This window comes from Bacillus mycoides (genome assembly GCF_018742245.1).
GTDB classification, from domain to species: Bacteria; Bacillota; Bacilli; order Bacillales; family Bacillaceae_G; genus Bacillus_A; species Bacillus_A cereus_U.
Window position 1 is genome coordinate 3,586,043 of record NZ_CP036132.1, and the last position, 24,930, is coordinate 3,610,972.

Below are 24,930 nucleotides of genomic sequence, written 5' to 3' on the forward strand. Positions count from 1 at the left end.
TCTATTAGCCCACTAGTGAAACAATTTTTTGTGCACCGTCTGCCATAGATTCTGCTGCAACAATATTTAAACCAGACTCATTTAAAATTTTCTTTCCTAACTCTACGTTTGTACCTTCAAGACGTACAACTAAAGGCAACTCAAGACCTACCTGCTTAGTTGCTTCAATAACACCTTCTGCGATAACATCACACTTCATAATGCCACCAAAAATGTTAACGAAGATACCTTTTACATTTTTGTCAGAAAGGATAATTTTGAATGCTTCTGTAACTTTTTCAGCTGTTGCGCCGCCACCAACATCTAAGAAGTTAGCCGGGTCACCATGGTAATGTTTAATGATATCCATTGTAGCCATTGCTAAACCTGCACCATTAACCATACAACCGATATTTCCATCTAAAGGAATGTAGTTTAAGTCATATTTAGAAGCTTCAATTTCTTTTGAATCTTCTTCTTCAAGATCACGAAGTTCTAAAATGTCTTTATTGCGATATAACGCATTAGAATCAAAGTTTAATTTTGCATCTAACGCCATAACTTTACCGTCACCTGTTGTAACAAGTGGATTAATCTCAGCGATAGAGCAATCTTTTTCGATAAACGCACTGTATAAGCCCATCATAAACTTCACAGCTTGTCCTACAAGTTCTTTTGGAATATTGATGTTAAACGCGATTCTACGCGCTTGGAAACCTTGTAAACCTACTGCTGGATCAATATATTCTTTAAAGATTTTTTCAGGCGTTTTTTCTGCTACTTCTTCAATTTCTGTTCCACCTTCTTCAGATGCCATTAAAACAACTTGAGAAGTTGCACGATCTAATACAAGACCTACATAATATTCTTTTTTAATATCGCAACCTTCTTCGATAAGTAAGCGTTTTACTTCCTTACCTTCAGGACCTGTTTGATGCGTCACAAGTGTAGTTCCTAAAATGCTTTCTGCATATGTACGAACTTCTTCTAAATTTTTCGCAACTTTTACACCGCCAGCTTTGCCGCGTCCACCAGCGTGAATTTGCGCTTTAACTACACATACTTCCGTTCCTAGTTCTTTCGCTGCTTCTACAGCTTCTTCTACTGTAAATGCAACCTTCCCGTTTGGAACGCTAACCCCATAGCTTCTAAGGACTGCCTTACCTTGGTACTCATGGATATTCATAGTCCCATCCTCCCCTGTTTTCCTGTTTTACTCAAAAAGTTTTTTAATGTTTAAAAAACATTACATTGCCATTGTATAAGATGATTGGCACGCTGTCTACAATAAAGTGTCAGAAAACTGAAATCGCTTTATTCTTTTTCAAAAATAATAATGTTTATATACCAAAATAAAAAATAAGCTGTGAATATACAGCTTATTTTTGAATCATATCTTTAATTGGCGCGAATGATTTTCGATGTTCCTCTAATACTCCATGTACTTCAATCGCTTCTAAATGCTGTTTCGTCCCATATCCCATGTGTTGTTCAAATCCATATGCAGGATACTTTCCTCCTAACTCTTTCATCATGCGATCTCTCGTGACTTTCGCAATAATAGATGCAGCTGAAATAGAGACACTTTTCGCATCACCTTTAATGATTGATGTTTGCGGAATTGATGTAGGAAGCTTCATCGCATCGATTAATAGATATTCTGGTGTACATGATAAATTAGCAACGGCATCTAACATCGCTTGCTTCGTCGCTTGATAAATATTTATTTCATCAATAACTTGTGGTGATACAATTCCCACTCCAATCGCAATTGCATGCTCTTTAATTTCATCATAAAAACGCTCACGTTTCGCTTCACTTAATTTTTTCGAGTCATTTAATCCTGGAATATAAAAATCTTCTGGAAGGACGACAGCCGCCGTCACAACAGGTCCTGCTAACGGCCCACGGCCCACTTCATCAATGCCAGCAATGTACGTGAGCCCTTTTTCACGTAACTCATTTTCGTACTTTGACATTTCTAGAAATTTTTCTCTTTCTTTTTGTGCTAACTCTTTTTGTTTATACCACTTCAAAATTAGTTTTTGAACACCTTTTCGCTCATCTTTCACTAACATTTGAAAATGCTCGTCTTCTTCACTCATAATTTCTTGCAGCAAACATTCCGCTTCTTGAATAGTCATTTTTTGCATTCATTTACACTCCTTTAAACGTAACCAAAAAGAAAAGACGTACAAACGCACGTCTTATACTTCTTCTACTTTTTCCACATCTTCTACCTGCTCTGCAAACTCTTCTGGTGTTTCAAATGTCATTTTCCCAAATCTTCCACCACGAAGCTCACGAAGTATAAGCTCAGATGTTTTATCATAATCAATCATTCCGCCGCCCATTAAGCAACCTCTGTTTTTTCCAATTGCATCAAATAACTCCACAATCTCTTCTGGAATGTCATTTAAATTATATCGCTCTTTTAAACGTTCTGGATAATGTTTTTCCATAAAGCGTAACGCATAAATAGCTACATCCTGTAAATTTAATATAGAATCTTTAATTGCACCCGTCGTCGCTAAACGAAGACCAACTAATTCATCTTCAAATTTAGGCCACAAAATACCTGGTGTATCTAATAATTCCATTTCTTTCCCAACTTTAATCCACTGCTGGGCCGTTGTCACACCAGGACGATCTCCTGTTTTTGCTATATTCTTCTTCGCTAATTTATTAATCAGTGTAGATTTACCAACGTTTGGAATACCTACAATTAAAGCACGAATTGCTCTTGGTCTAATGCCTTTAGCAACCATTTTATCGAATTTTTCTTTGACAAGTACTTTACAAGCTGCTGCAATTTCTTTCATACCTTGTCCAGCTTGTGCATTAATTGAAATTGCCTTTTGACCTCTTTCATCAAAATATGCAATCCACTGCTTTGTAAGACGATCATCCGCCATATCGGCTTTATTTAAAACAACAAGCCTTGGTTTATGCGTAATAATTTCATCAATCATTGGATTACGAGAAGATAAAGGTAATCGAGCATCTACAAGCTCAATTACAACATCAATTAACTTTAATTTTTCTGTTACTTGGCGTCTAGCCTTTGCCATATGTCCCGGGAACCATTGGATTACCATGTTGCCACCTTCTTTTTCTTTTATTTCACAATACGTGCATCTTTTAACGGCCAATATAGCATATTTGCTTTACCAATCACTTGGTCCATTGAAATTGTACCAATCGAACGGCTATCTTTACTAAAACGACGATTATCGCCTAAAACAAATAATTGACCTTCTGGAACAGTTTTCTTTCCTGTCATTTCTTCAAGAGTAAAATCATATGTAAGCGGTCCGTCAGCAAGTTGTTTTTTCTGCTTATCTAAATACGGCTCCTCATAAGGTTTCCCGTTAACATATAGTTTATCATTACGGTATTCGATTTCGTCGCCTGGCAGGCCAATAATACGCTTAATATAATCTTTTTCTTCCGTCGCTCGGAATACAATAATATCAAAGCGTTTCGGATCACCTATGTGATAGCCAATTTTATTAACAATCATTCGATCACGGTCATGTAAAGTCGGCGACATCGATACACCATCTACGAGAATTGGGGCAAAGAAAAACTGTCTAATTACGCCCGCTAATACAACAGCAATCAAAATTGCTTTGATCCATTCCCAAAGTGAGCTCTTCTCTTTCTTCATGCTTTCCCCTCCACAGTTATGTAAGCTGCTCGTATTATACCAAAATTTCATATAGATTGGAAAAAGGGAGCTTGTGTATTTACAAGCTCCCATACATGTCTTATCGAATTTCTTTAATACGTGCTTTTTTACCGCGAAGGTTACGTAAGTAGTATAACTTAGCACGACGTACTTTACCACGGCGAAGTACTTCGATGTTCGCGATTCTTGGCGTGTGAACTGGGAATGTACGCTCAACACCTACACCGTAAGAAATCTTACGAACTGTGAATGTTTCACTGATTCCGCCACCACGACGTTTAATTACAACACCTTCGAAAAGCTGAATTCTTTCACGAGTTCCCTCAACTACTTTTACGTGTACACGTAAAGTGTCTCCAGGACGGAATGAAGGAAGGTCAGTTTTTAATTGGCCTTTTGTGATTTCTGTGATTAATTGTTGCATATTAAATTCTCTCCTTTAAACAGATGCTCTTATAAAGTCTTATTAAATTACAGCGGAACATCGTTAATACGGCTACTGATTTCAGTAGCACAAATGTTATAATAGCATATTGCTAGGACTGTTGCAATAGAAAATATATCAAGCCCTTATCGGTCTTCTTTAATCTGTTCCAGCCATTTCTCTTCTTGCTTGGATAATTCTCGTTCTTCCAGTAAATCCGGTCTACGTGTGTACGTACGACGTAGTGACTCTTTATGGCGCCATTCATCAATGTTTTTATGATTTCCTGACATTAGTACATCCGGTACCTTCATACCACGAAAATCAGCAGGACGTGTATAATGTGGGTGCTCTAACAAACCTGTGCTAAAAGAGTCTTCCACTTGCGACGTTTGATTCCCAAGCACTCCTGGCAAAAGACGTACAACACTGTCAGTGACTACCATAGAAGCCAATTCTCCACCCGTTAATACGTAATCCCCAATAGAAATCTCATCTGTTACAAGATGCTCACGAATTCGTTCATCGTATCCTTCATAATGGCCACATACAAAAATAACATGCTCTTCTCCAGCAAGCTCTTCTGCCTTCTTCTGCGTGAAACGCTCTCCTTGTGGACACATTAAGACGATTCTCGGCTTACGGTCTGTTTCCTTCGTTAACTCTTCTACTGCGTCAAAGATAGGCTGCGGGGTTAATACCATACCAGCGCCCCCACCATACGGATAATCATCTACACTATTATGCTTACTAGTTGTATACTCACGGAAATTGACAACACGAAGCTCTACCGCTTCTTTTTCTTGTGCTTTCTTTAAAATTGAAGACCCAAATACTCCCGTAAACATATCTGGAAACAATGTTAAAATGTCAATTTTCATTATAGTAGCCCTTCCATTACATGAATGGTTACTAATTTATTTTCAATGTTAACTTGAAGTACAACGTCATCAATATAAGGAATTAACAGATCTTGACCCTTTGGACGTTTAATCACCCAAACGTCATTCGCACCAGGAGATAGAATCTCTTTGATTGTCCCTAACGCTTCTCCTTCTTCCGTTACAACGTTGCAACCAATAATTTCATGGTAGTAGTATTCACCTTCAGCTAGTTCGCCTAACTGCTCTTCTGGTACTTTTATTAAAGAACCTTTAAACTTCTCTGCTTCATCTACATTGTTGTATCCTTCAAATGTTAATAAATCAAATGTCTTATGTTGACGATGAGCAGTTACCTTCACTGTAAGATAGTCTGTACCTTTCTCATCCCATATGTATAACGTGTTCCCTACTTTATATCGCTCTTCTGGAAAATCAGTACGAGAAATAACACGAATTTCTCCTTTTACGCCATGAGTATTTACAATTTTCCCTACGTTAAACCATTTTGTCATAAATAGTATGTCACCCCTGGTTTCTATATAAATTAAGCATTTCCATTTCATATATGGAACATGCAATTTCTCTTTAAATGTTAAAAAAGGGAGAGGAAATAACTCCTCGCCCTTTTTACGTTTATTGAATTTCCAGTGTGACGTTCTCATCATTATGATGTCCCACTGAATACAAGAGCATTCGAATCGCTTTCGCAACTTTCCCTTGCTTTCCAATGACTTTTCCAACATCCTCAGGATGTACAGTTAATCGATACTTTATTTCTCCGTTGCAAAGTTCCTGTGTAACTTTTACATCTCCAGGATGATCCACAAGAGGTTTAACAATTGTCTCGACTAACATTTTCATTGTCATTGCCTCAATTACTTACCTTGTTTAGATAAGTGGAATTTCTCCATGATACCTTGGTTAGAGAAAAGGTTACGAACTGTATCAGATGGTTTAGCACCATTTCCTAACCATTTTAATGCTGCTTCTTCGTTGATCTTAACTTCCGCTGGTTGAGCAACCGGATTGTAAGTACCGATTTCCTCAATGAAACGTCCGTCACGAGGAGAACGAGAATCTGCAACAACTACACGATAGAAAGGAGTTTTTTTAGCTCCCATACGTTTTAAACGAATTTTAACTGCCATTTATAAAGCACCTCCGAATTTATTTCACACAGATAATTATATTAGCAAAAAGACTATTGCTTTGTAAAGTATTTTTTCTTAACAGAGCCATCTTTTTTCCTTACATGAATGGAAACTTCAATCCACCTAGTCCTTTTTTCTTACCTTTTTGCATTCCCGTCATCGTCTTCATCATTTTTTTCATATCATCAAATTGCTTGATTAGACGATTGATTTCTTGTACCGTTGTACCGCTACCTTTGGCAATGCGCTTTTTACGACTAGCATTGATTATCTCCGGTTGTTCTCGTTCTACTTTAGTCATAGAACGAATAATTGCCTCAATATGCCCAATTTGTTTTTCATCAACTTGTGCATTTTTCAGCCCTTTAATTTTATTTGCACCAGGAAGCATTCCTAACAATTCGTCAAGCGGTCCAAGTTGACGCACTTGTCCAAGTTGTTCTAGGAAATCGTCAAGCGTAAACGAAAGCGTACGCATTTTTTGCTCAAGTTCTTTTGCTTTCTCTTCATCAACTGTAGCTTGCGCTTTTTCAATTAATGTTAAGACGTCACCCATCCCTAAAATACGGGATGCCATACGTTCTGGATGGAACGCTTCAATTGCATCTAGTTTTTCACCCATACCAGCAAATTTAATTGGTGTATTTGTTACAGCCTTAATAGATAATGCCGCACCACCGCGCGTATCACCATCTAATTTCGTTAATACAACACCTGTTAAACCTAACTGTTCATGGAAACTTTGTGCTACATTTACCGCGTCTTGTCCTGTCATCGCATCGACAACAAGGAAAATTTCATCCGGTTTCGCAACTTCTTTGACTTTCGCTAATTCATCCATTAGTTCTTCATCAATATGCAGGCGACCCGCTGTATCGATTAAAACATAATCGTGATGATCTTCTTTTGCTTTCGCAATCGCTTGTTTCGCAATTTCAACCGGACTTACTTGATCTCCTAAAGAGAAAACAGGCATGTCCAATTGCTTCCCTAATGTTTCAAGCTGTTTAATCGCTGCTGGACGGTAAATATCCGCTGCAACAAGCATCGGTTTACGATTATGCTTTTTACGAAGCAAATTCGCAAGCTTACCTGTCGTCGTTGTTTTACCCGCACCTTGCAGACCAACCATCATTATAACAGTAGGTGGCTTATTAGCAACAGCAATTTTGCTTTGCTCTCCGCCCATAAGTTCTGTAAGTTCTTCCTGTACGATTTTAATTACTTGTTGTCCAGGTGTCAAACTTTTCATTACATCTTGTCCGACAGCACGCTCAGACACACGCTTTATAAAATCTTTTACTACTTTAAAGTTAACATCCGCTTCTAAAAGAGCTAGACGAACTTCTCTCATCATTTCTTTCACATCGGCTTCAGAAACTTTTCCTTTGCCGCGGATTTTTTGCATTGTCTGTTGAAGTCGGTCGGCTAATCCTTCAAATGCCATATTGCCGCCCTCCTAATCTAATTTTTCGATAGCTTCAACAACTTGTTTCATTTCTTCATTCACATGCTCTTCTTCGCTGATTAGCTGTTTTAGCTTTGCAACAAGTCGCTGTCGCTCTTGAAACTTTTGAAGTAATACTAATTTATCTTCATATTCTTCAAGCATCGCTTCAGTCCGTTTAATGTTATCATACACGGCTTGGCGACTTACATCAAATTCTTCCGCAATTTCACCAAGAGATAAATCATCTAAATAATAAAGCGACATATAACTTCTTTGTTTTTGCGTTAACAACGATTGATAAAAATCAAATAAATAGTTCATTCTCGTTGTTTTCTCGAGCATGTTGGATCATCCTTTGTTAAGTGATTTCCCTTTACATGATTTAGTTTACATGGAGTACAAAAGAGTGTCAAGTTTTTTTCTTAACATCACATATTTTTATAGAAAAAGAAGCGGAAATACCGCTTCTTTCACTTACACTTCTTCTGTTTCTACTAAGTTCGCAAACAAACCATAAACATATTGTTCTGGATCAAACTGCTGCAGATCATCCATTTGCTCTCCTAGCCCAACAAATTTCACCGGAACATCCATTTCGTTACGAATCGCTAAGACGATACCACCTTTAGCAGTTCCATCTAACTTCGTTAAAACAATACCAGTAACATTTGTTGCTTCACGGAATGTTTTCGCTTGGCTTAAACCATTTTGTCCTGTCGTTGCATCAATAACTAGTAATACTTCATGAGGAGCTCCTGGTACTTCACGCTCAATTACGCGCTTCACTTTCTCTAACTCTTTCATTAAGTTTACTTTATTTTGTAAGCGTCCTGCTGTATCACATAGCAATACATCCACTTTACGGGCCTTTGCCGCTTGTACAGCATCATACATAACCGCCGCTGGGTCAGATCCTGATTCTTGTTTAATTACTTCTACACCAACACGATCGCCCCATACTTCTAATTGTTCAATCGCCCCAGCACGGAATGTATCTCCTGCCGCCAATAGGACAGACTTACCTTCTAATTTAAATTTATGTGCAAGCTTACCAATCGTCGTTGTTTTCCCCACACCATTAACACCAACAAATAAAACTACTGTTAATTGATCCTCTTGTATATTAACTTCATTACTAAAGTCGCTGTCACCTTTGTAAATTCCCACTAGCTTTTCAGAAATAACAGCCTGTACTTCTTTCGGATCTTGAATGTTACGACGTTGCACTTCTTCTTTCAACTGATCAATTAGTTCCATCACTGTCGAAACTCCGACATCCGCACTAATTAAAATTTCTTCTAATTCCTCAAAGAAATCTTCGTCTATTTTACGGTAACGGTACACTAAGTCATTTACTTTATCAGCAAATGAATTTCTCGTTTTTTCTAATCCTTGTTTAAACTTCTCTGTTACCGTATCCGTTTGTTTTGAAATTTTTTCTTTTAATTTTTTAAAAAAACTCATACTTCCCATCCTTCCTATCTACTTGCAACAAGTTCTTCGCCATCATCTAAACGAACAGAAACAAGCTTCGATACCCCTGATTCTTGCATTGTGACACCGTACAATACATCAGACTCTTCCATTGTACCTTTTCGGTGTGTAATTACAATAAACTGTGTTTCATCACTAAATTTCTTTAAATACTGCGCAAAACGAGCAACGTTTGCCTCATCAAGAGCTGCTTCTACTTCATCTAACACACAGAATGGAACTGGGCGTACTTTTAAAATACCAAATAAGAGCGCAATTGCTGTTAAAGCACGCTCTCCCCCTGAAAGTAAACCTAAGTTTTGTAGTTTCTTTCCTGGTGGTTGCGCTACAATGTCAATACCAGTATTTAGTAAATTTTCTGGATTTGTCATTACTAAATCCGCTCTACCGCCCCCGAATAATTCAGAGAATACAGATTGAAACTCTGTTCGAATCCCTTCGAACGTAGTAGAAAAGCGTTTTTTCATCTCTTCATCCATTTCCGTAATAAGTTGATGCAATGTCGATTTCGCTTCTTCTAGGTCATCTCTTTGCTCTAATAAGAATGTATGGCGCTCTGCTACACGTTCATATTCATCAATTGCCCCTAAATTTACTGCACCTAACTCTTCGATCGATAGCTTAATTAGTTTCACCCTTTTACGTGCATCTTCTGCAGGCATCATCATTGTATACTTAAGTTTTGCTGCTTCAAATGAAATAGTATATGTTTCACGTAAATGTTGCAATCTATTTTCCAGCTCTACATCAAGTCGGTTAATTTTCACTTCTTGCTCTTTCAGCATCTCAAGAATATATTTATGTTTACCTATTGTTTCTTTCGCACCGCGCTCTAAATGCTCGACTCTTTCTTGCAATGATACGCGTTGTTCACGACGAGAACGAATTAACTCCGAAGTTTGATTACGATCATACGCTTTCTTCTCAATCATATTCGTAATTTGTTCTTCGCCACTTGAATTAGATGTCATCTCTTGCTTTAAGAACGCTAAATCTTCCTTCGTTTTTACAAGCGTCGCATCAGTCTCTTCTTTTTCCTTCGTCAATCGTTCGACTTTTTCTTTTTGATTAGACAAACGTTGTTGTTGTTCAGCAGCTTGTACTTTTAACTCCGTCATTTCCTTCTGAACTTTTTCTTTTGAAGAATGTTGTTCACTTTTTTGTTCCGTTAAAACGACGATTTTGCTATCTAATTCCCCAATCTCCGCTTGAAGAGTCGCTAAAATCTTTTCTAACTCTTCTTTACGCCCTTGCATTTTTACTTGATCTTGTAAAAATCCTTCAATCTCTAAATCGTAAATCGATAAACGATCATTAATACGATGTTCATCTAATTCTAAACGATTAATTTCTTCTCTTAGCTTCTGTTCATCTACACGTTCGGTCTCTACACCTTGGCGTAGCTCTCGTATTTGCACTTCTTTTTCTTGAATCTCTTGCTTTACTGCTTTAACAAAGTTTTCTAGCTTCGTTGTTTTTTCTTCCATGTCAGTTAGTTTTTTAGTCCACTCTTCAAGTTCACGTTGACGTCCCAATAAAGAGGATTTCGCCTGTTTTACAGCTCCACCCGTCATAGAACCACCCGGATTCACTACGTCACCTTCGAGTGTTACAATGCGATAGCGGTATTGCAGTTGTTTCGCTAACTCATTTGCTCCGCGTAAATCTTTCGCAACCACAACAGTACCTAATAAACTGGAAACTACATTCTCATATTTATTATTGTACTGCACAAGTTCTGCCGCTACACCGACAAACGATGGATGCTGATTCACAATGCGTAATTGATCAAATGATAGCGATCGGCTTTTAATAACAGCTTGAGGTAAAAACGTTGCACGACCATGTTTATTTTGCTTTAAAAATGCAATTGCATTACGAGCATGTTCTTCTGTTTGTACTACGATATGTTGCATCGCTGCCCCAAGGGCGATTTCCATTGCGATTTCATATTCTTTCGGCACAGTCAGAAGTTCTGCAACAGCTCCCTCAATACCTTGTAGACTATTTTCTCTAGCCTTTAATACTTCACGTACCCCTTGATAGAAGCCAGAATAGTCCTCTTGCATCTCTTCTAACATTTCTTTCCGAGAGCGCGCCTGTTGCACAAATTGATACGCTTGATACAGTTTCGTTTCATTTTCACTATACTGTGACTTACATTTCCCAAGTGCCGTTTCTGTCTTCTGTATGTTAGAAATAATGCCAGCTATTTTCTCTCTCGCTTGCTCATAACTGTCTACAAGTTTCGCCTTTTTCGCTGTAATTCCCACACGCATCTGTACATACTTTTCATTTTCTTCATCAAGTCGTTCGTTTTTAGAGTTTTGCTGTTTTGATTGTTCTTCAATCATAGATAATTCATTACGAAGACTTGCTTGTTGATTTAAAAGTTCAATATAGTCACCTTTTAAATTCTCAATTTGTTCCTCTAAATTCTCAGCAAAAGTCGCAAGTAATTGCTCGTTATCATGCAATTTCTTCTCCAATTCTTTTACTTGATTCACAAATTGCATTAAAGCTTCTGTACTTGTTTCAATTTCGTCATCATAACTTGTAGCTTTCTCTGTTAACTCAACAATTAGCTTTTCAAGCTGCGCACAATGCGTCGTTGCATTTTGCTTTCTTTCCTTTAACAGCTCGCGTTGCCCTTCTAGTTTTTCTAGTTCTTTACTAGACAGAAGGAGAACTTCTTGTAAGGAATTCACAGATTCATCAACGGCTTGTAATTGCCCGCGTAATTCCTCAAGCTCTTCTTCACTTTTTTGTAAGTTCGCCGATATTTTAGCTTCTTCATCTTTATTATGCCCAAATTGATTTCGAAGCGCTTCCCACTTTTCATGTAATTCTTCAATTTCATGTACAATAAGCGCAGCTTCTACTTTCTCTAATTCTTCTTTTTTCTCAAGATAATCTTTCGCAATAGAAGCTTGTCTTTCTAGTGGTTCTACTTGACTACTTAATTCGTGAATAATATCTTGTACACGATTTAAGTTTTCTTGTGTTTCCGCCAATTTCCCTTCAGCTTTCTTTTTACGAAGTTTGTATTTCAGCACACCCGCAGCTTCTTCAAATACACCACGACGTTCTTCTGATTTACTACTCAAAATCTCTTCTACTTTCCCCTGGCTAATAATTGAAAAAGCTTCTCTTCCCATACCAGAGTCCATAAATAAATCAATAATATCTTTCAATCTACAAGATTGTTTATTAATATAAAAATCACTATCACCCGAACGAGATACACGACGCGTTACACACACCTCGTTATACTCAATCGGTAAGCGTTGGTCTTCATTATTTAAAGTTAATGTAACTTCAGCAACATTAACCGCTCTTCTCGTATCACTGCCGGCAAAAATAATATCCTCCATCTTTGCACCGCGTAATGACTTTGCAGATTGTTCACCAAGTACCCAGCGAATTGCATCAGTAATATTACTTTTCCCGCTCCCGTTAGGTCCTACTACAGAAGTTACACCTGGAACAAAATCGACAGATACACGCTCAGCAAAAGATTTAAATCCTGCTATTTCTAATCTTTTTAAAAACACGAAAGGCCTTCCTCCTATTCTCCGTTGTTGTAAACGTTGTCTGTACGAAAACAAGCTACTATACGGATTTCCCACTCCTTTTATTTATAAATAAAAGGAAAGTTTCATTCTATGCATAAGGAATCCCCCTCATTCAAAGGGGGATTCCTTATGATTGTTCTTTTAATTTTTTCAATGCTTCTGCAGCAGCTTGTTGCTCTGCCTCTTTTTTTGACTTACCACTGCCAAGACCTAATGACTCATTATTTAAAGTTACACGGGACACAAATTCTCGGTTGTGGGCCGGTCCTTTTTCTTGCAAAATTTGATACTCAATATTGCCACTACCATCACGCTGAATCAATTCTTGCAATTGACTCTTATAATCCATCACATGAGAAAAAGCACCTTCATTAATTTTTGGATATACAACTTCTTTTAAGTATCCCCAAACTGTTTCTAGCCCTTGATCAAGATAAAGGGCACCAATAAACGCTTCAAAGACATCCGCTAATAAAGCTGGTCGTTCACGTCCACCCGTCATTTCCTCACCTTTTCCTAATAAAACAAGGCTACCAAATGACATTTCGTTTGCAAAACGAACAAGAGATGGCTCACATACAATAGCTGCACGTAGTTTTGTTAACTCTCCTTCGCTCATTGTCGGATATTTTTGAAACAGATACTGTGATACAGTGAGTTCCAATACAGCATCGCCAAGAAATTCAAGACGCTCATTGTCCTCATGCGGTTTTTTTCGATGCTCATTCACATACGATGAATGCGTAAATGCTTGAATCAATAATTTTTCATCTGTAAACGTAATACCTATCTTTTCTTGAAATACTTTAAAAGCTTCACGATATTTTGTTTCGTATTTTTTTTCTCTATGTTTTCGGTACGGCATAGGTCCCTCCAGATATAAGCCGAGAAGCCCCGTTAAAAAACGGGACTTCACTTAAGCATTATAGATGACTCTCTATGTAAGTCACAGCATCGCCAACAGTAGCAATCTTTTCAGCATCTTCATCAGAAATTTCCATTTCGAATTCATCTTCTAATTGCATTACAAGTTCTACTACATCTAGGGAGTCTGCGCCTAAATCTTCTTTGAAGCTTGCAGCTGGTACTACTTCAGTTTCTTCTACTCCTAAACGATCAACGACAATTTTTGTTACACGCTCTAAAACATCTGCCATTTTATTCACCTCCCCTCAAATATTATATAAAATATTGTCCAAAAAAACTAGGTGAAATCGATTCTTTTATTACATTACCATACCGCCGTCAACATTTAACGTTTGACCTGTAACATATTTACTTTGATCAGAAGCGAAAAACGTTACAGTATTTGCGATATCTTGTGCTTCTCCAAACTGAGCCGCAGGAATTAATTTTAACATTTCTGCTTTAATATTTTCATCTAATACATCCGTCATATCAGTCGCAATAAACCCCGGAGCAATTGCATTTACAGTAATATTTCGGCTCGCCAATTCTTTTGCTGATGTTTTTGTTAATCCAATTACACCAGCTTTAGCAGCAACATAATTTGCTTGTCCTGGGTTTCCTGTTACACCAACAACAGAAGCGATATTAATAATACGTCCATGACGTTGACGCATCATATAGCGCGATACTGCTTTCGTACATAAGAAAACACCTTTTAAGTTTGTATTAATAACTGTATCCCATTCTTCTTCTTTCATACGCATTAATAAATTATCTTTTGTTACACCAGCGTTATTTACAAGAATATCAACTTGTCCAAACGTATCTACAGTTTGTTTCACCATTGCAGTAACATCATCAGCATTTGCAACATCTGCTCTTACTGCAATGGCATCTGAACCTAATTTCTTTATTTCATCAACTACTTCATTCGCCTTTTGCTCATTACCAGCATAATTTACTACAACATTTGCCCCTTGTTTCGCTAAATCAATGGCAATCGCACGACCAATCCCACGTGAAGCACCAGTTACTAATGCTACTTTCCCTTTTAACATCAGCTTTCTCCTCTCAAATTTGAAATGGTATCTTTTAATGTCTCTTCATCATATATCGCATATGCTTTCACTGAAGAATCAATGGACTTCATAAGACCAGCAAGTACTTTTCCAGGTCCGATTTCAATAAATGTATCTACCCCTTGATTCACCATATACTCAATAGATGGGTACCATAATACAGGCGAATAGAGCTGTTCAATTAGCTTTTCTTGAATATCTGTACCACGTGTAATAACATCTGCCGTAACATTTGCAATAATAGGAATATTCGTGTCTTGAATTGTAATTTCATTTAAAACACTTTGGAATTTCTCAGCAGCTGGTTTCATAAGAGAGGAATGAAACGGTCCACTTACTTTGAGCGGAATTGCTCTTTTAGCACCATTTTCTTTCGCTCTTTGAGAAGCAAGTTCTACTCCTTGCTTTGTTCCAGAAATAACAATTTGCTTCGTACTATTCATATTAGCAATTTGTACTGCGTATCCTTCACTTGTTACTTCTTCTGTAACTCGTTTCAGCATATCTGGATCTGCACCTAGAATAGCTGCCATTGCACCTTCCCCGCCTGGAACAGCTTCTTCCATATATTCCCCACGTTTCCTTACAGCATATACAGCGTCTTCGAATGTTAATGCACCAGCAGCTACAAGAGCGCTATATTCACCTAAACTATGTCCTGCGACAAAATCAGGTGTAATATCATACTCCTTCAAAGCTGTTAAAATTGCAAAGCTCGTTGTTAATAGTGCCGGCTGCGCATTTGTCGTTAATGTCAACTTTTCCTGCGGTCCTTCAAAAATCACTTCTGAAAGAGAATCATGCAAAACCTCATCCGCTTTTGCAAACACTTTCGCAACCTCTTTATTATTCTCCGCTAACTGTCTACCCATTCCAACTGCCTGTGAACCTTGGCCCGGAAAAAGAAATGCTATTTTTCCCATTTCAAATCCTCCTCTTATTGAAGCGGCTCCTTCTCCATTACACTTGAAATTGTAGGAATTACTTCTTTCGCTACCATTTCTCTCGTTTGACGAATCGCACTAAATATCGATTGGTCATTAGAAGAACCGTGAGCCTTAATGACAGGAGCTTTCAATCCAAACAACGCCGCTCCTCCATACTCCGAATAATCCATTTTATCTTTCAATACCATAAGTTTTGGTTTTAATACCGCTGCTGCTAATTTGCTCGTAAACGAACTCATTAATTGTTCTTTTAACATAGAGAATAACGCAAGTGCTGTTCCTTCTAATGATTTTAGCGCTACATTACCCGTAAAACCATCACATACAACAACGTCTGCTACACCTTGCAATAAATCTCTTGATTCAACGTTTCCAACGAAATTAATTGGTGCATCCTTGAGCATAGCAAAGACCTGTTTTGAAAGCTCGTTTCCTTTACCATCCTCTGTTCCAACGTTTAAAAGTCCAACGCGTGGATTTTTAATTCCTCTTACCTTCTCTGCGTAAACAGAGCCCATTACTGCATATTGATATAAATGAATTGGTTTTGCATCAACGTTGGCTCCAACATCTAACATAACAAAACCTGCTCCATCAACAGTTGGCATTGTAGGTGATAAAGCTGGTCGTTCAATTCCTTCCATACGACCAACAACAAACAATCCAGCTGCCATCAAAGCTCCTGTACTACCTGCTGATATACAAGCATCCGCTACGCCGTCTTTTACTTGCTGCGCCGCTAGTACCATTGAAGCTTGTTTTTTTCGACGAACCGCTCTTACTGGTTCGTCTGTCGATTCAATTTTTTCGTCCGTATGAAGTATAGTAATTCGCTCTTCACTCGTTAAATATTGACGAATTCCCTCTTCTTTCCCTACTAACGTAATATGTAAATCTGAGTATTCCTTAATAGCTTTCATTGCTCCTAATACTACAGCCTTTGGTGCATGATCGCCGCCCATTGCATCTATTGCGATTTTCATAAGTTGTTACCTTCCTCACTATAATTACTAGATCGATACATTTCAAAAGTGCCTGTAAAAACAAGTTCTTCTCCAACAAAGCTACGCACTTTGACAACCGTCCGTCCTTTATCATTCTCTACATCTTCAACACGTGCTTTTGCAACAACACGCTCTCCTAATTTTACAGGACGAATATATCGAATGGTGGACTTTGCAGTTAAAGCTAATTCTTCATCAATAACCGCAACAGCTAGTGAGTTTGCTTGCGCAAACAAATGATGCCCACGAGCAATTTGATTTCTTTTAAATACATGTTCTACCTTTACTTCAAAGATAGAAATCGCATGTCTATCTAATTCTATATCGATAATTTCTCCGACAACCTCTTCTAACGGTAAAGATTTCACGTCTTCTTCATGTTGTTTTGTAGCCACATGCTTAATTCGTTCTCTTAATTCAGGAATAGATAATTCCATACGATCAAGACGAACAGTTTGTATGCTCACTTGAAATTTTTCTGCTAAATCTTCATCCGTTATAAAAGGATTCGTTTCTATTGTTTGTTGTAATAATTCTTGTCTTTCTTTTTTACTTCTTCTTTTTTTCATACCGCACCATCCATTTTTATGACTAGGTACTAAAAGTAGTATATAATCATTAAAAGTAGAATGCAACAAAAACTTTTGCAGACTACTTTTAATCGAGCTTCTCTCCCTGGAACACACCTGTCCCATCAAGATAAGTACGCAGCGAAGCATACTGATCATTATGCCAAAATGCTTCTGAATCAACTAGTATCGCCGCATCTTGTCTCGCTGTTTCTAACGCCCGATAATCATGCACCATATCAGCAACCTTAAATTCTGGTAGACCACTTTGCTTACTTCCAAAGAAATCCCCAGGACCTCGTAACTCTAAATCTTTTTCTGACAATACAAATCCATCATTTGTTTCAGTCATAATACGCATTCTTTCTTTTCCCGTTTCTGATTTTGGATCCGCAATTAATAAACAATATGATTGTTCACTACCACGCCCAACACGCCCCCTCAGCTGATGGAGCTGTGATAAACCGAAACGTTCCGCATCATAAATAACCATAACAGTCGCATTTGGTACGTTCACACCTACTTCAACAACCGTTGTCGACACAAGAATTTGCACTTTATTTTCACTAAACTGTCCCATTATCTCTTCTTTTTCTTGGGATGATAGTCTCCCATGCATTAATCCAACTTGGCATTTCCCTTGATAATGATGAGTCAGCATACTATGTAAGTCGATAGCATTTTGTACATCAAGCTTCTCAGACTCTTCAATAAGAGGGCAAATAACATATGCCTGTCTTCCTTTTTTTATCTCTTTCTCCACAAAGCCGAGAACACGATCTAACATATCATGTTTTGCCCAGTACGTTTCGATTACCTTTCTACCAGCTGGCATTTCATCGATAATAGAAACGTCCATCTCTCCAAATGCAGTGATAGCTAACGTACGCGGGATTGGGGTCGCCGTCATAAACAACACATCTGGACTTTCACCTTTCTCACGTAAAACCCGGCGCTGCGCCACACCAAATCGATGCTGCTCATCGGTAATAACGAGACCTAACCTATGAAATATAACTTCGTCTTGAATTAAAGCGTGCGTCCCAACAAGGATGTCTACTTCTCCTTGTTCTAATCTCGACAAAATTTCTCGACGTCTCGCCCCTTTAACAGAACTTGTTAGCAATTCTACCTTCATACCGAAATGTGAAAACGTCTCCGCGAGCGACTGATAATGTTGTTCGGCTAAAATTTCTGTAGGAACCATCAAAGCACCTTGATAATGAGCCAATTTCGCCGCATAAAGAGCAATCGCAGCAACAACTGTTTTCCCAGAACCTACATCCCCTTGCAATAATCGATTCATTCGGTACGGAGATATCATATCTTTCATTATTTCATCTACAACCCGGCGTTGTGCACCAGTTAACGGAAACGGAAGTGCATCAGTAAACTCTTGCAATTCTACTAATGAAATTTCTTTTTTCGTCCCTTTCGAGTTTTCCCTTTCCATTTTCCGTAATGTTTGCATTTTCAACTGAAACAAGAAAAACTCCTCATATACAAAACGGCGACGCGCTTGCTTTAAGTCTTCCTGTCCCACTGGAAAATGTAACCCTCTGAGCGCTTCATAGCGTGATAATAATTTATATCGACTTAACAAACCATCTGGTAACACTTCGACTATAGAATCTCCATACTCCTTAAATGCTTGTGCAACAAAACGGCGCATCTGTTTTACTGTCAGTTTTCCTTTCACTGAATATACAGGTTCTACTTCTTGTTGTCGTACAACCGGTCCAAAATTCAGTTCTGATACAGCAATTGTTTGGCGATGCTGATCCCATTTACCAGTAATCGTTACCGTTTCATCTAAATTTAACTTTTGTTTATAGTATGGTCTATTAAAACATACAGCTGTAATTAAATAACGACCGACGAGAACACGAACTGTAAGACGTGACTTCTTCTTCCCATAATATTGCAGTAAAGGAGCACTATGAACTTTCCCCTCAACTGTTACACGCTCGTCATGCTTTACTTCAGCAAGATCTTTCATCGCATAGTCTTCATAGCGGTACGGAAAATGTTCTAATAGATGAGAAACTGTATAAATTCCCATCTCGTGTAACAACTCAGATGTTTCTCCTCCGATTCCCTTTACATCCGTAACAGGAACTTGTACAACTTCATTCAAGATTCTCACGCTCCGTCACATTATTTTCTTTGATTCATTCTATTGATTATCCATTAATATCATTGACATCTGTAATCGCTCTCTTTCACCTTATATATTCTATCATAGGCATTCTAAGAGAAACTACTCTAATCCCTCTATATAAAGTGAAACTATAATCAGTGGGGGTTTTGTTCATCCCCCACTGATTATTAGCCTTCACCAATCGGGCGTTTACGGGCAGTTAATCTCCCCCCTAACTTCTTTGCTCCAGCCGAATTTAGGGGTGGGAGTTTTACTGCCCACAAATAGCTTGATAAAACAAAGTTGTACAATACGTAAGAAAAGAGCCTCACTATTAGCAGCAAGGCTCTTTTCCATCATCAATATGCTAGCCTTTTGAATAAAAACTAGTAATAAATTTCATATCACTATTTCTTATCCATTAGCAAGTAAGTAACCCATTTATTTTCAAATCGAATCTTTTCTTATTCTACAGAGAAGATGAAAGAATACACCGGTTGGTTCCCTGCATGTACTTCTACTTCAGCATCTTCAAAGTTCTCTTCTACAAACGCAACTAATTCAGCCACTTCTTCATCTGTTGCATCTTCACCTTGCAGGATCGTTACGATTTCAGAATCCTCATCAATTAGCGCTTCTAGTAATTGCTTTGCAGCTCCTACTTTCTCAGCATTTGTAGATACAATTTTCCCATCTGCAAGACACATGAAATCATCTTTTTGAATCGCTACACCGTCAATTTCCGTATCACGAACAGCATACGTAATCTGACCTGTTTTCACATGAGCTAAAGCTTCTTTCATGTTTTCTTCATTCTCTTCTAGCGTTCCAACTGGATTAAATGCTAACATTGCAGCCATACCTTGAGGAACTGTTTTTGAACGAATAACAATAACTTCTTGTTCTACAACTGACGCTGCTTGTTCTGCTGCCATCACGATATTCCCGTTATTTGGTAAGATGATGATTTTTTCAGCATTCGCCTCTTCAATCGCCTTCACAATATCCTCCGTACTCGGATTCATCGTTTGGCCACCTTCGATAACTTTCGTTGCGCCAATGCTCTCAAATAAAGTTTTAATACCCGATCCCATAGCTACAGTTACAATACCATACGGTTGTTTCTCTATTGGCTGATTCGTTTGTTCAGGCACCATGGTAGGTTCATCTAATAAAGCAGTATGCTGTTCACGCATATTTTCTACTTTGATCTTAATTAGACTACCGTAACGTTGTCCATAGTTCATAGGTTCTCCAGGATATTCCGCATGAATATGAACCTTTACAACCTCATCATCCGATACAACAAGTAGTGAATCTCCGTACACACTAATATCTTCACGGAATTTTTGTTCAGAGAAATTATGTTCCTTCATTTTTTCAGGCTCTAATTTCACCATGAATTCCGTACAATATCCATACTTAATATCTTCTGTACTCAATTGGCTTTGTACACTACGGTGATGTTCTGCGCGTACCATGTCATTCATAGATGGTTGGGCAGGCACATTAGAAGAAATCGTTTCTCCTTTTAAGTCAGCTAAAAATCCTTCATATACAACAACAAGACCTTTACCACCGCTATCTACAACGCCAACTTGTTTTAATACAGGTAATAAATCTGGCGTACGATTTAACGATGCGTTTGCTTCTTTTACAACGTCTTCCATAAACAAAACAAAGTCGCGCTGTTTTTTCGCAACTGTCACTGCATATTTACCCGTTTCTCTTGCAACCGTTAAAATCGTTCCTTCAATTGGTTTCATAACCGCTTTGTAAGCTGCCTCTACTCCAGCTTCTAAAGCTGCAGCAAAATCAACTGTCGTTAACTCTTCTTTTTGTTCAATGGATTTAGAGAAACCACGGAATAACTGAGATAAAATAACCCCAGAGTTACCACGAGCTCCCATTAATAATCCTTTGGCTAAACTTACGCCGACTTTACCAGCATGCTGTGAAGGATTTGCTTTCACTTCACTTGCGCCTGAAGTCATTGATAAGTTCATGTTTGTACCGGTATCGCCATCTGGAACTGGAAATACGTTTAATGCATCAACAAGCTGAACATTATTTGTTAAATTATTGGCTCCTTGAATGATCATTTGTGATAAACGTTTTCCATCAATTTTTTGAATTGACACAGATTTTCCTCCTTAATGCACATTACAAGTTTATTACTTTAACTCCTTGTACGTAGATGTTTACAGAATCTACTGCTAGTCCTACAGTTTGATCTAATGTATATTTCACTTTAGTCTGCACGTTATGTGCTACTTCTGAAATTTTCGTACCATAGCTCACAATAATATACATATCAATATGTACTTCATCTTCATCTTTACGAACAATAACGCCTCTAGTGAAGTTTTCTTTTCGTAAAATGTCTGTTAATCCATCTTTTAACTGATTTTTTGATGCCATACCTACGATACCGTAGCAATCTACTGCGGCACCTCCAGCAATTGTTGCAATTACATCTGTACTAATATCAATTTGACCGTACTTCGTTTTAATTTCAATTGACATCTCGTTTCCCCCTTCATAAATGGTGAAAGTGAGCTAGACTACTTTAGTTACTATCATATAATCTTTTTAAAGAAAATTCCATCGTTCTTTCTTTTTCACTCTCATATTTTATGTTTTAAATTACATTTTTTTATGATGAGCAAAATAGTCCATTGTTATTATACAACATGTACCACTATAATATGTCAAGCAATTTTTCTTGATTTCACCTTTTCTTCATTGACATATAGTGTCAAGTATTTTTTCTTGATTTCTTTTTCCTACGGTGTTGCATTCTCTTTTTAGTTGTGTTAAATTATAGTAGTGTTTTTAGCATCGCATAAAAGGCTAACATTGAAAAATTACGTATGTTACGGTAGTTAAGGGAGGGAAATATAAATGGCTCGTGTTTGTGCTATCACTGGAAGAAAAGCTCGTTCTGGTAACTCTCGTTCTCACGCAATGAACGCTACAAAACGTAAATGGGGCGCTAACCTTCAAAAAGTTCGCGTACGCATCGACGGAAAAGTTCAACGTGTTTACGTTTCTGCTAGAGCATTAAAATCTGGCAAAATCGAACGTGTTTAATAATAAAAAAAAGAGCCGCTAGGCTCTTTTTTTATTATACCAATGGAAAAAGCACCGGTAATAGGTGCTTTTTTTAGTCTTTTTTGAAGGTATTTAACATCGCACGAACAATTCCACCAAGAAATTTAGGTAACTTAATTGTATAAAATCTCATGGTTTCCCTCCTAATCCCCATTACTCCACTTGTTCACTATATGATGCAAGGAGCAAAATTGTTTCTTCAATCAGTGCTTCTTATCATCATTAATATGCCAGAAGTAAATGAAAAATTACCTTTTTCCTCAATGAGTTCATTACTAATACAAAGTGTCGATCCCCACTCTATTGTTTTATTAGTAAGAGGGTACTTAAAACCGTGAAGTGTAATACCTTCTACCCTTTCAGTAACTGGTACAAATGATACGTATGGAAAATGTTCGTTTCCTTCAATTATATACATACCAAACTTTTTCACCATTATTTCATTTTTATTGTCCACAATACACATTTCTATGTTTACTTCTAATCCCTTTAAAAGCATCTGAATATTTGCTAAACCATGATCAAGTCTTCCACCAGTAGCACCAAAAATACGAATTAACTTTGGTTTCTGTTCTAAAGCCCAGCTAATTGCAATTTCTAAATCTGTTTGATCTTTTTCTCGCGGGACAATATGTAATTCATTTGTCTGCTGTCCCATCCATGCTAATTCCTCATCAGTAACTGAATCATAATCCCCAAAAGCAACAGCCGGAGTGATTCCTCTTTTCAACAAACGGTACACTCCTCTATCAACGGCCGCCCAAACTACTTCTTCATTTTCATACCGAGAAAAATCTGCGCAGTATTCTGCAGGTCCTCCCGCTAAAATATGAATAATCATTTTTCCTTCCCCTTCTATTGTAAAAAGGCAATCTGCCATTCGGTAGATTGCCTTTCTCCTTATTTGCCACTCTAACATGTATAAATAGTGAAGTCTTAATGAACTAGAAGCTTCACTATGATAACGGTTCATTCTTTATCCGCGAATTACACGAATTGCTTCACCGCGGTCTTTTTGATTGTATACTGCTGATCCCGCTACAAGAACATTCGCTCCTGCTTCAATACAAAGTCTTGCCGTTTCAGCGTTGACACCACCATCAACTTCAATTTCCACTTGTAGATTTCGCTCTTTAACCATTTCTGCAACTTGTTTGATTTTCGGTAATACAGAATGAATAAATTTCTGTCCGCCAAATCCAGGATTTACTGTCATAAGTAATACCATGTCTATATCTTCTAATACATGCTCAATCGTTGAAACTGGAGTATGTGGATTTAATACAACTCCCGCTTTAATGTCATGAGATTTAATTAACTGAATTGTACGATGTAGATGTGGACAAGCTTCTACATGGACAGTAATAATATCAGCTCCCGCTTTTGCGAAAGTTGGGATATAGTTATCAGGATTTTCAATCATTAAATGTACATCTAACGGTAATGATGTAATCGGACGGATTGCTTCTACAATTAATGGTCCAATCGTAATATTTGGTACGAAATGTCCATCCATTACATCGACGTGAATGTAGTCAGCTCCACCTTTTTCTACATCTTTAATCTCTTCCCCTAATCTTGAAAAATCTGCTGATAAAATCGATGGTGCAATTTTAATCATGACTAATACCTCGGCTTTCTCTCTCTAATTTCTTCTACGAATTGTTTGTAATTCTTATAACGATATTCGGTAATCTTGCCTTCTTCAACCGCAGCTTTCACCGCGCATTTCGGTTCAGCAAGGTGTGTACACCCTCTAAATTTACAGTATTGGCTCGCTTCTTTCAACTCTGGAAAACAATATGTAAGATCTTCTACCTCTATATCTATGAAATCAAGCGAACTAAAACCAGGTGTATCCGCAACAAGCCCGCTTCCAACTGTAATTAATTCCACGTGTCTTGTCGTATGCTTTCCACGTCCTAAATGTGAAGAAATATCATTAGTTTTCAATTCTAAATCTGGACGTAATACGTTTAGCATTGAAGATTTCCCAACACCAGATTGGCCTGCAACGACGGAAATACAACCTTCTAAGAATGGTTTCAGAATATCAATACTTTCCGATGTATTTATAGAAGTAAACAACACATCATAACCCATTTCACGATAATCATTTGCATAAGATTCAACAGTTTCTCTCATTTTTTCATCTACTAAATCCATCTTACTAATACAAATAATCGGTTTAATGTTATGATATTCAATCAATACTAAAAATCGATCTAACAGTCCTGGATTAAAATCTGGTTCTACTGCAGAGAAAACAAGAATAGCTTGATCAACATTAGCAATAGGAGGTCTAACAAGTTCATTTTTTCGATCAAATACTTCTAACACATAACCTTCATTCGGATTATCCGCTTGAAAAACAACTTGGTCTCCTACAAGTGGTGTAATTTTATTCTTTCTAAATACACCACGCCCGCGACATTGTGTAATCCCTTCCTCATTCTGCACATAATAAAACCCACTTAGAGCTTTTACAATTTTTCCTTCTGGCATATAATTCTCCTTTAT

27 protein-coding genes are annotated in these 24,930 nt (G+C 37.7%); 1 reads left to right on the forward strand and 26 read right to left on the reverse strand.

From position 1 onward, the window contains the following. Nucleotides 1-4: 4 nt before the first annotated feature. The 22 genes from sucC to EXW56_RS18315 form a co-directional block, all read right to left on the reverse strand. On the reverse strand, nucleotides 5-1,165 hold the full coding sequence (sucC, locus tag EXW56_RS18210) for an ADP-forming succinate--CoA ligase subunit beta (RefSeq protein WP_002014529.1): 1,161 nt from the start codon (nucleotides 1,163-1,165) through the stop codon (nucleotides 5-7). A gap of 193 nt (nucleotides 1,166-1,358) precedes the next feature. Beyond that, nucleotides 1,359-2,132: a ribonuclease HII gene (locus EXW56_RS18215; RefSeq protein WP_002146092.1), complete on the reverse strand. Its 774-nt coding sequence runs from the start codon at nucleotides 2,130-2,132 to the stop codon at nucleotides 1,359-1,361. A gap of 54 nt (nucleotides 2,133-2,186) precedes the next feature. Next, on the reverse strand, nucleotides 2,187-3,077 hold the full coding sequence (gene ylqF, locus EXW56_RS18220; protein WP_002088188.1) for a ribosome biogenesis GTPase YlqF: 891 nt from the start codon (nucleotides 3,075-3,077) through the stop codon (nucleotides 2,187-2,189). Between the two features lie 20 nt (nucleotides 3,078-3,097). Then, nucleotides 3,098-3,649, reverse strand: a complete 552-nt coding sequence (gene lepB / locus EXW56_RS18225; RefSeq protein WP_002066791.1) for a signal peptidase I — start codon at nucleotides 3,647-3,649, stop codon at nucleotides 3,098-3,100. 100 nt (nucleotides 3,650-3,749) lie between these two features. Next, nucleotides 3,750-4,094 (reverse strand): 50S ribosomal protein L19, encoded by a 345-nt coding sequence (gene rplS, locus EXW56_RS18230; protein ID WP_002014524.1) that lies wholly within the window; start codon nucleotides 4,092-4,094, stop codon nucleotides 3,750-3,752. A gap of 146 nt (nucleotides 4,095-4,240) precedes the next feature. Then, on the reverse strand, nucleotides 4,241-4,975 hold the full coding sequence (gene trmD, locus EXW56_RS18235) for a tRNA (guanosine(37)-N1)-methyltransferase TrmD (RefSeq protein WP_002014522.1): 735 nt from the start codon (nucleotides 4,973-4,975) through the stop codon (nucleotides 4,241-4,243). Continuing rightward, nucleotides 4,975-5,490, reverse strand: a complete 516-nt coding sequence (gene rimM / locus EXW56_RS18240; protein WP_033710827.1) for a ribosome maturation factor RimM — start codon at nucleotides 5,488-5,490, stop codon at nucleotides 4,975-4,977. The genes trmD and rimM overlap by 1 nt, the downstream gene beginning before the upstream one ends. Nucleotides 5,491-5,611: 121 nt before the next feature. After that, nucleotides 5,612-5,839, reverse strand: coding sequence for a KH domain-containing protein (locus tag EXW56_RS18245; protein WP_002088196.1), 228 nt, complete (start codon nucleotides 5,837-5,839; stop codon nucleotides 5,612-5,614). 14 nt (nucleotides 5,840-5,853) lie between these two features. Beyond that, the gene (gene rpsP / locus EXW56_RS18250) at nucleotides 5,854-6,126 is read right to left on the reverse strand and encodes a 30S ribosomal protein S16 (protein ID WP_000268750.1); all 273 of its coding nucleotides are present in this window, start codon (nucleotides 6,124-6,126) and stop codon (nucleotides 5,854-5,856) included. A gap of 100 nt (nucleotides 6,127-6,226) precedes the next feature. After that, the gene (ffh, locus tag EXW56_RS18255; RefSeq protein ID WP_002111383.1) at nucleotides 6,227-7,576 is read right to left on the reverse strand and encodes a signal recognition particle protein; all 1,350 of its coding nucleotides are present in this window, start codon (nucleotides 7,574-7,576) and stop codon (nucleotides 6,227-6,229) included. A 12-nt stretch (nucleotides 7,577-7,588) separates the two neighbouring features. Further along, nucleotides 7,589-7,921, reverse strand: a complete 333-nt coding sequence (locus EXW56_RS18260) for a putative DNA-binding protein (protein WP_000891061.1) — start codon at nucleotides 7,919-7,921, stop codon at nucleotides 7,589-7,591. 132 nt (nucleotides 7,922-8,053) lie between these two features. Beyond that, nucleotides 8,054-9,043, reverse strand: a complete 990-nt coding sequence (gene ftsY, locus EXW56_RS18265) for a signal recognition particle-docking protein FtsY (RefSeq protein ID WP_002111384.1) — start codon at nucleotides 9,041-9,043, stop codon at nucleotides 8,054-8,056. Between the two features lie 14 nt (nucleotides 9,044-9,057). Next, nucleotides 9,058-12,627, reverse strand: a complete 3,570-nt coding sequence (smc, locus tag EXW56_RS18270) for a chromosome segregation protein SMC (protein WP_215596833.1) — start codon at nucleotides 12,625-12,627, stop codon at nucleotides 9,058-9,060. A 148-nt stretch (nucleotides 12,628-12,775) separates the two neighbouring features. Continuing rightward, on the reverse strand, nucleotides 12,776-13,513 hold the full coding sequence (gene rncS, locus EXW56_RS18275; protein WP_002199538.1) for a ribonuclease III: 738 nt from the start codon (nucleotides 13,511-13,513) through the stop codon (nucleotides 12,776-12,778). Between the two features lie 58 nt (nucleotides 13,514-13,571). Further along, the gene (gene acpP / locus EXW56_RS18280; protein ID WP_002014515.1) at nucleotides 13,572-13,805 is read right to left on the reverse strand and encodes an acyl carrier protein; all 234 of its coding nucleotides are present in this window, start codon (nucleotides 13,803-13,805) and stop codon (nucleotides 13,572-13,574) included. A gap of 69 nt (nucleotides 13,806-13,874) precedes the next feature. Continuing rightward, the gene (fabG, locus tag EXW56_RS18285) at nucleotides 13,875-14,615 is read right to left on the reverse strand and encodes a 3-oxoacyl-[acyl-carrier-protein] reductase (protein WP_002014514.1); all 741 of its coding nucleotides are present in this window, start codon (nucleotides 14,613-14,615) and stop codon (nucleotides 13,875-13,877) included. Next, nucleotides 14,615-15,559, reverse strand: coding sequence for an ACP S-malonyltransferase (gene fabD / locus EXW56_RS18290; protein WP_002160730.1), 945 nt, complete (start codon nucleotides 15,557-15,559; stop codon nucleotides 14,615-14,617). The genes fabG and fabD overlap by 1 nt, the downstream gene beginning before the upstream one ends. Before the next feature lie 14 nt (nucleotides 15,560-15,573). Further along, nucleotides 15,574-16,566, reverse strand: a complete 993-nt coding sequence (gene plsX, locus EXW56_RS18295) for a phosphate acyltransferase PlsX (protein ID WP_002199537.1) — start codon at nucleotides 16,564-16,566, stop codon at nucleotides 15,574-15,576. Next, nucleotides 16,563-17,156 carry a transcription factor FapR gene (gene fapR / locus EXW56_RS18300; protein WP_000747352.1) on the reverse strand — a complete coding sequence of 198 codons (594 nt, stop codon included), beginning with the start codon at nucleotides 17,154-17,156 and terminating at the stop codon, nucleotides 16,563-16,565. Before fapR ends, plsX begins: the two co-directional genes overlap by 4 nt. A gap of 88 nt (nucleotides 17,157-17,244) precedes the next feature. Then, the gene (recG, locus tag EXW56_RS18305; RefSeq protein WP_002014510.1) at nucleotides 17,245-19,293 is read right to left on the reverse strand and encodes an ATP-dependent DNA helicase RecG; all 2,049 of its coding nucleotides are present in this window, start codon (nucleotides 19,291-19,293) and stop codon (nucleotides 17,245-17,247) included. Nucleotides 19,294-19,760: 467 nt separating this feature from the next. Then, nucleotides 19,761-21,437, reverse strand: a complete 1,677-nt coding sequence (locus EXW56_RS18310) for a DAK2 domain-containing protein (RefSeq protein ID WP_215596834.1) — start codon at nucleotides 21,435-21,437, stop codon at nucleotides 19,761-19,763. A gap of 22 nt (nucleotides 21,438-21,459) precedes the next feature. Next, nucleotides 21,460-21,822, reverse strand: coding sequence for an Asp23/Gls24 family envelope stress response protein (locus EXW56_RS18315; RefSeq protein ID WP_000021109.1), 363 nt, complete (start codon nucleotides 21,820-21,822; stop codon nucleotides 21,460-21,462). 378 nt (nucleotides 21,823-22,200) lie between these two features. On the opposite strand from EXW56_RS18315, the gene rpmB reads away from it, so the two are divergent. Beyond that, the gene (gene rpmB / locus EXW56_RS18320) at nucleotides 22,201-22,389 is read left to right on the forward strand and encodes a 50S ribosomal protein L28 (protein WP_000124776.1); all 189 of its coding nucleotides are present in this window, start codon (nucleotides 22,201-22,203) and stop codon (nucleotides 22,387-22,389) included. A gap of 73 nt (nucleotides 22,390-22,462) precedes the next feature. Here the strand turns inward: rpmB and spoVM are convergent, their stop codons facing one another. From spoVM to rsgA, 4 genes are all read right to left on the reverse strand, one after another. Next, nucleotides 22,463-22,543 (reverse strand): stage V sporulation protein SpoVM, encoded by an 81-nt coding sequence (gene spoVM, locus EXW56_RS18325; protein ID WP_001213599.1) that lies wholly within the window; start codon nucleotides 22,541-22,543, stop codon nucleotides 22,463-22,465. Nucleotides 22,544-22,609: 66 nt separating this feature from the next. After that, entirely contained in the window at nucleotides 22,610-23,290 is a 681-nt protein-coding gene (locus tag EXW56_RS18330) for a thiamine diphosphokinase (RefSeq protein WP_033714868.1), read from the reverse strand. Between the two features lie 96 nt (nucleotides 23,291-23,386). Continuing rightward, a complete protein-coding gene (rpe, locus tag EXW56_RS18335; RefSeq protein WP_002111395.1) occupies nucleotides 23,387-24,031 on the reverse strand; it encodes a ribulose-phosphate 3-epimerase in 645 nt (214 codons plus the stop codon). Nucleotides 24,032-24,033: 2 nt separating this feature from the next. Beyond that, nucleotides 24,034-24,915 carry a ribosome small subunit-dependent GTPase A gene (gene rsgA, locus EXW56_RS18340; RefSeq protein WP_002014503.1) on the reverse strand — a complete coding sequence of 294 codons (882 nt, stop codon included), beginning with the start codon at nucleotides 24,913-24,915 and terminating at the stop codon, nucleotides 24,034-24,036. Between the last annotated feature and the right edge of the window lie 15 nt (nucleotides 24,916-24,930).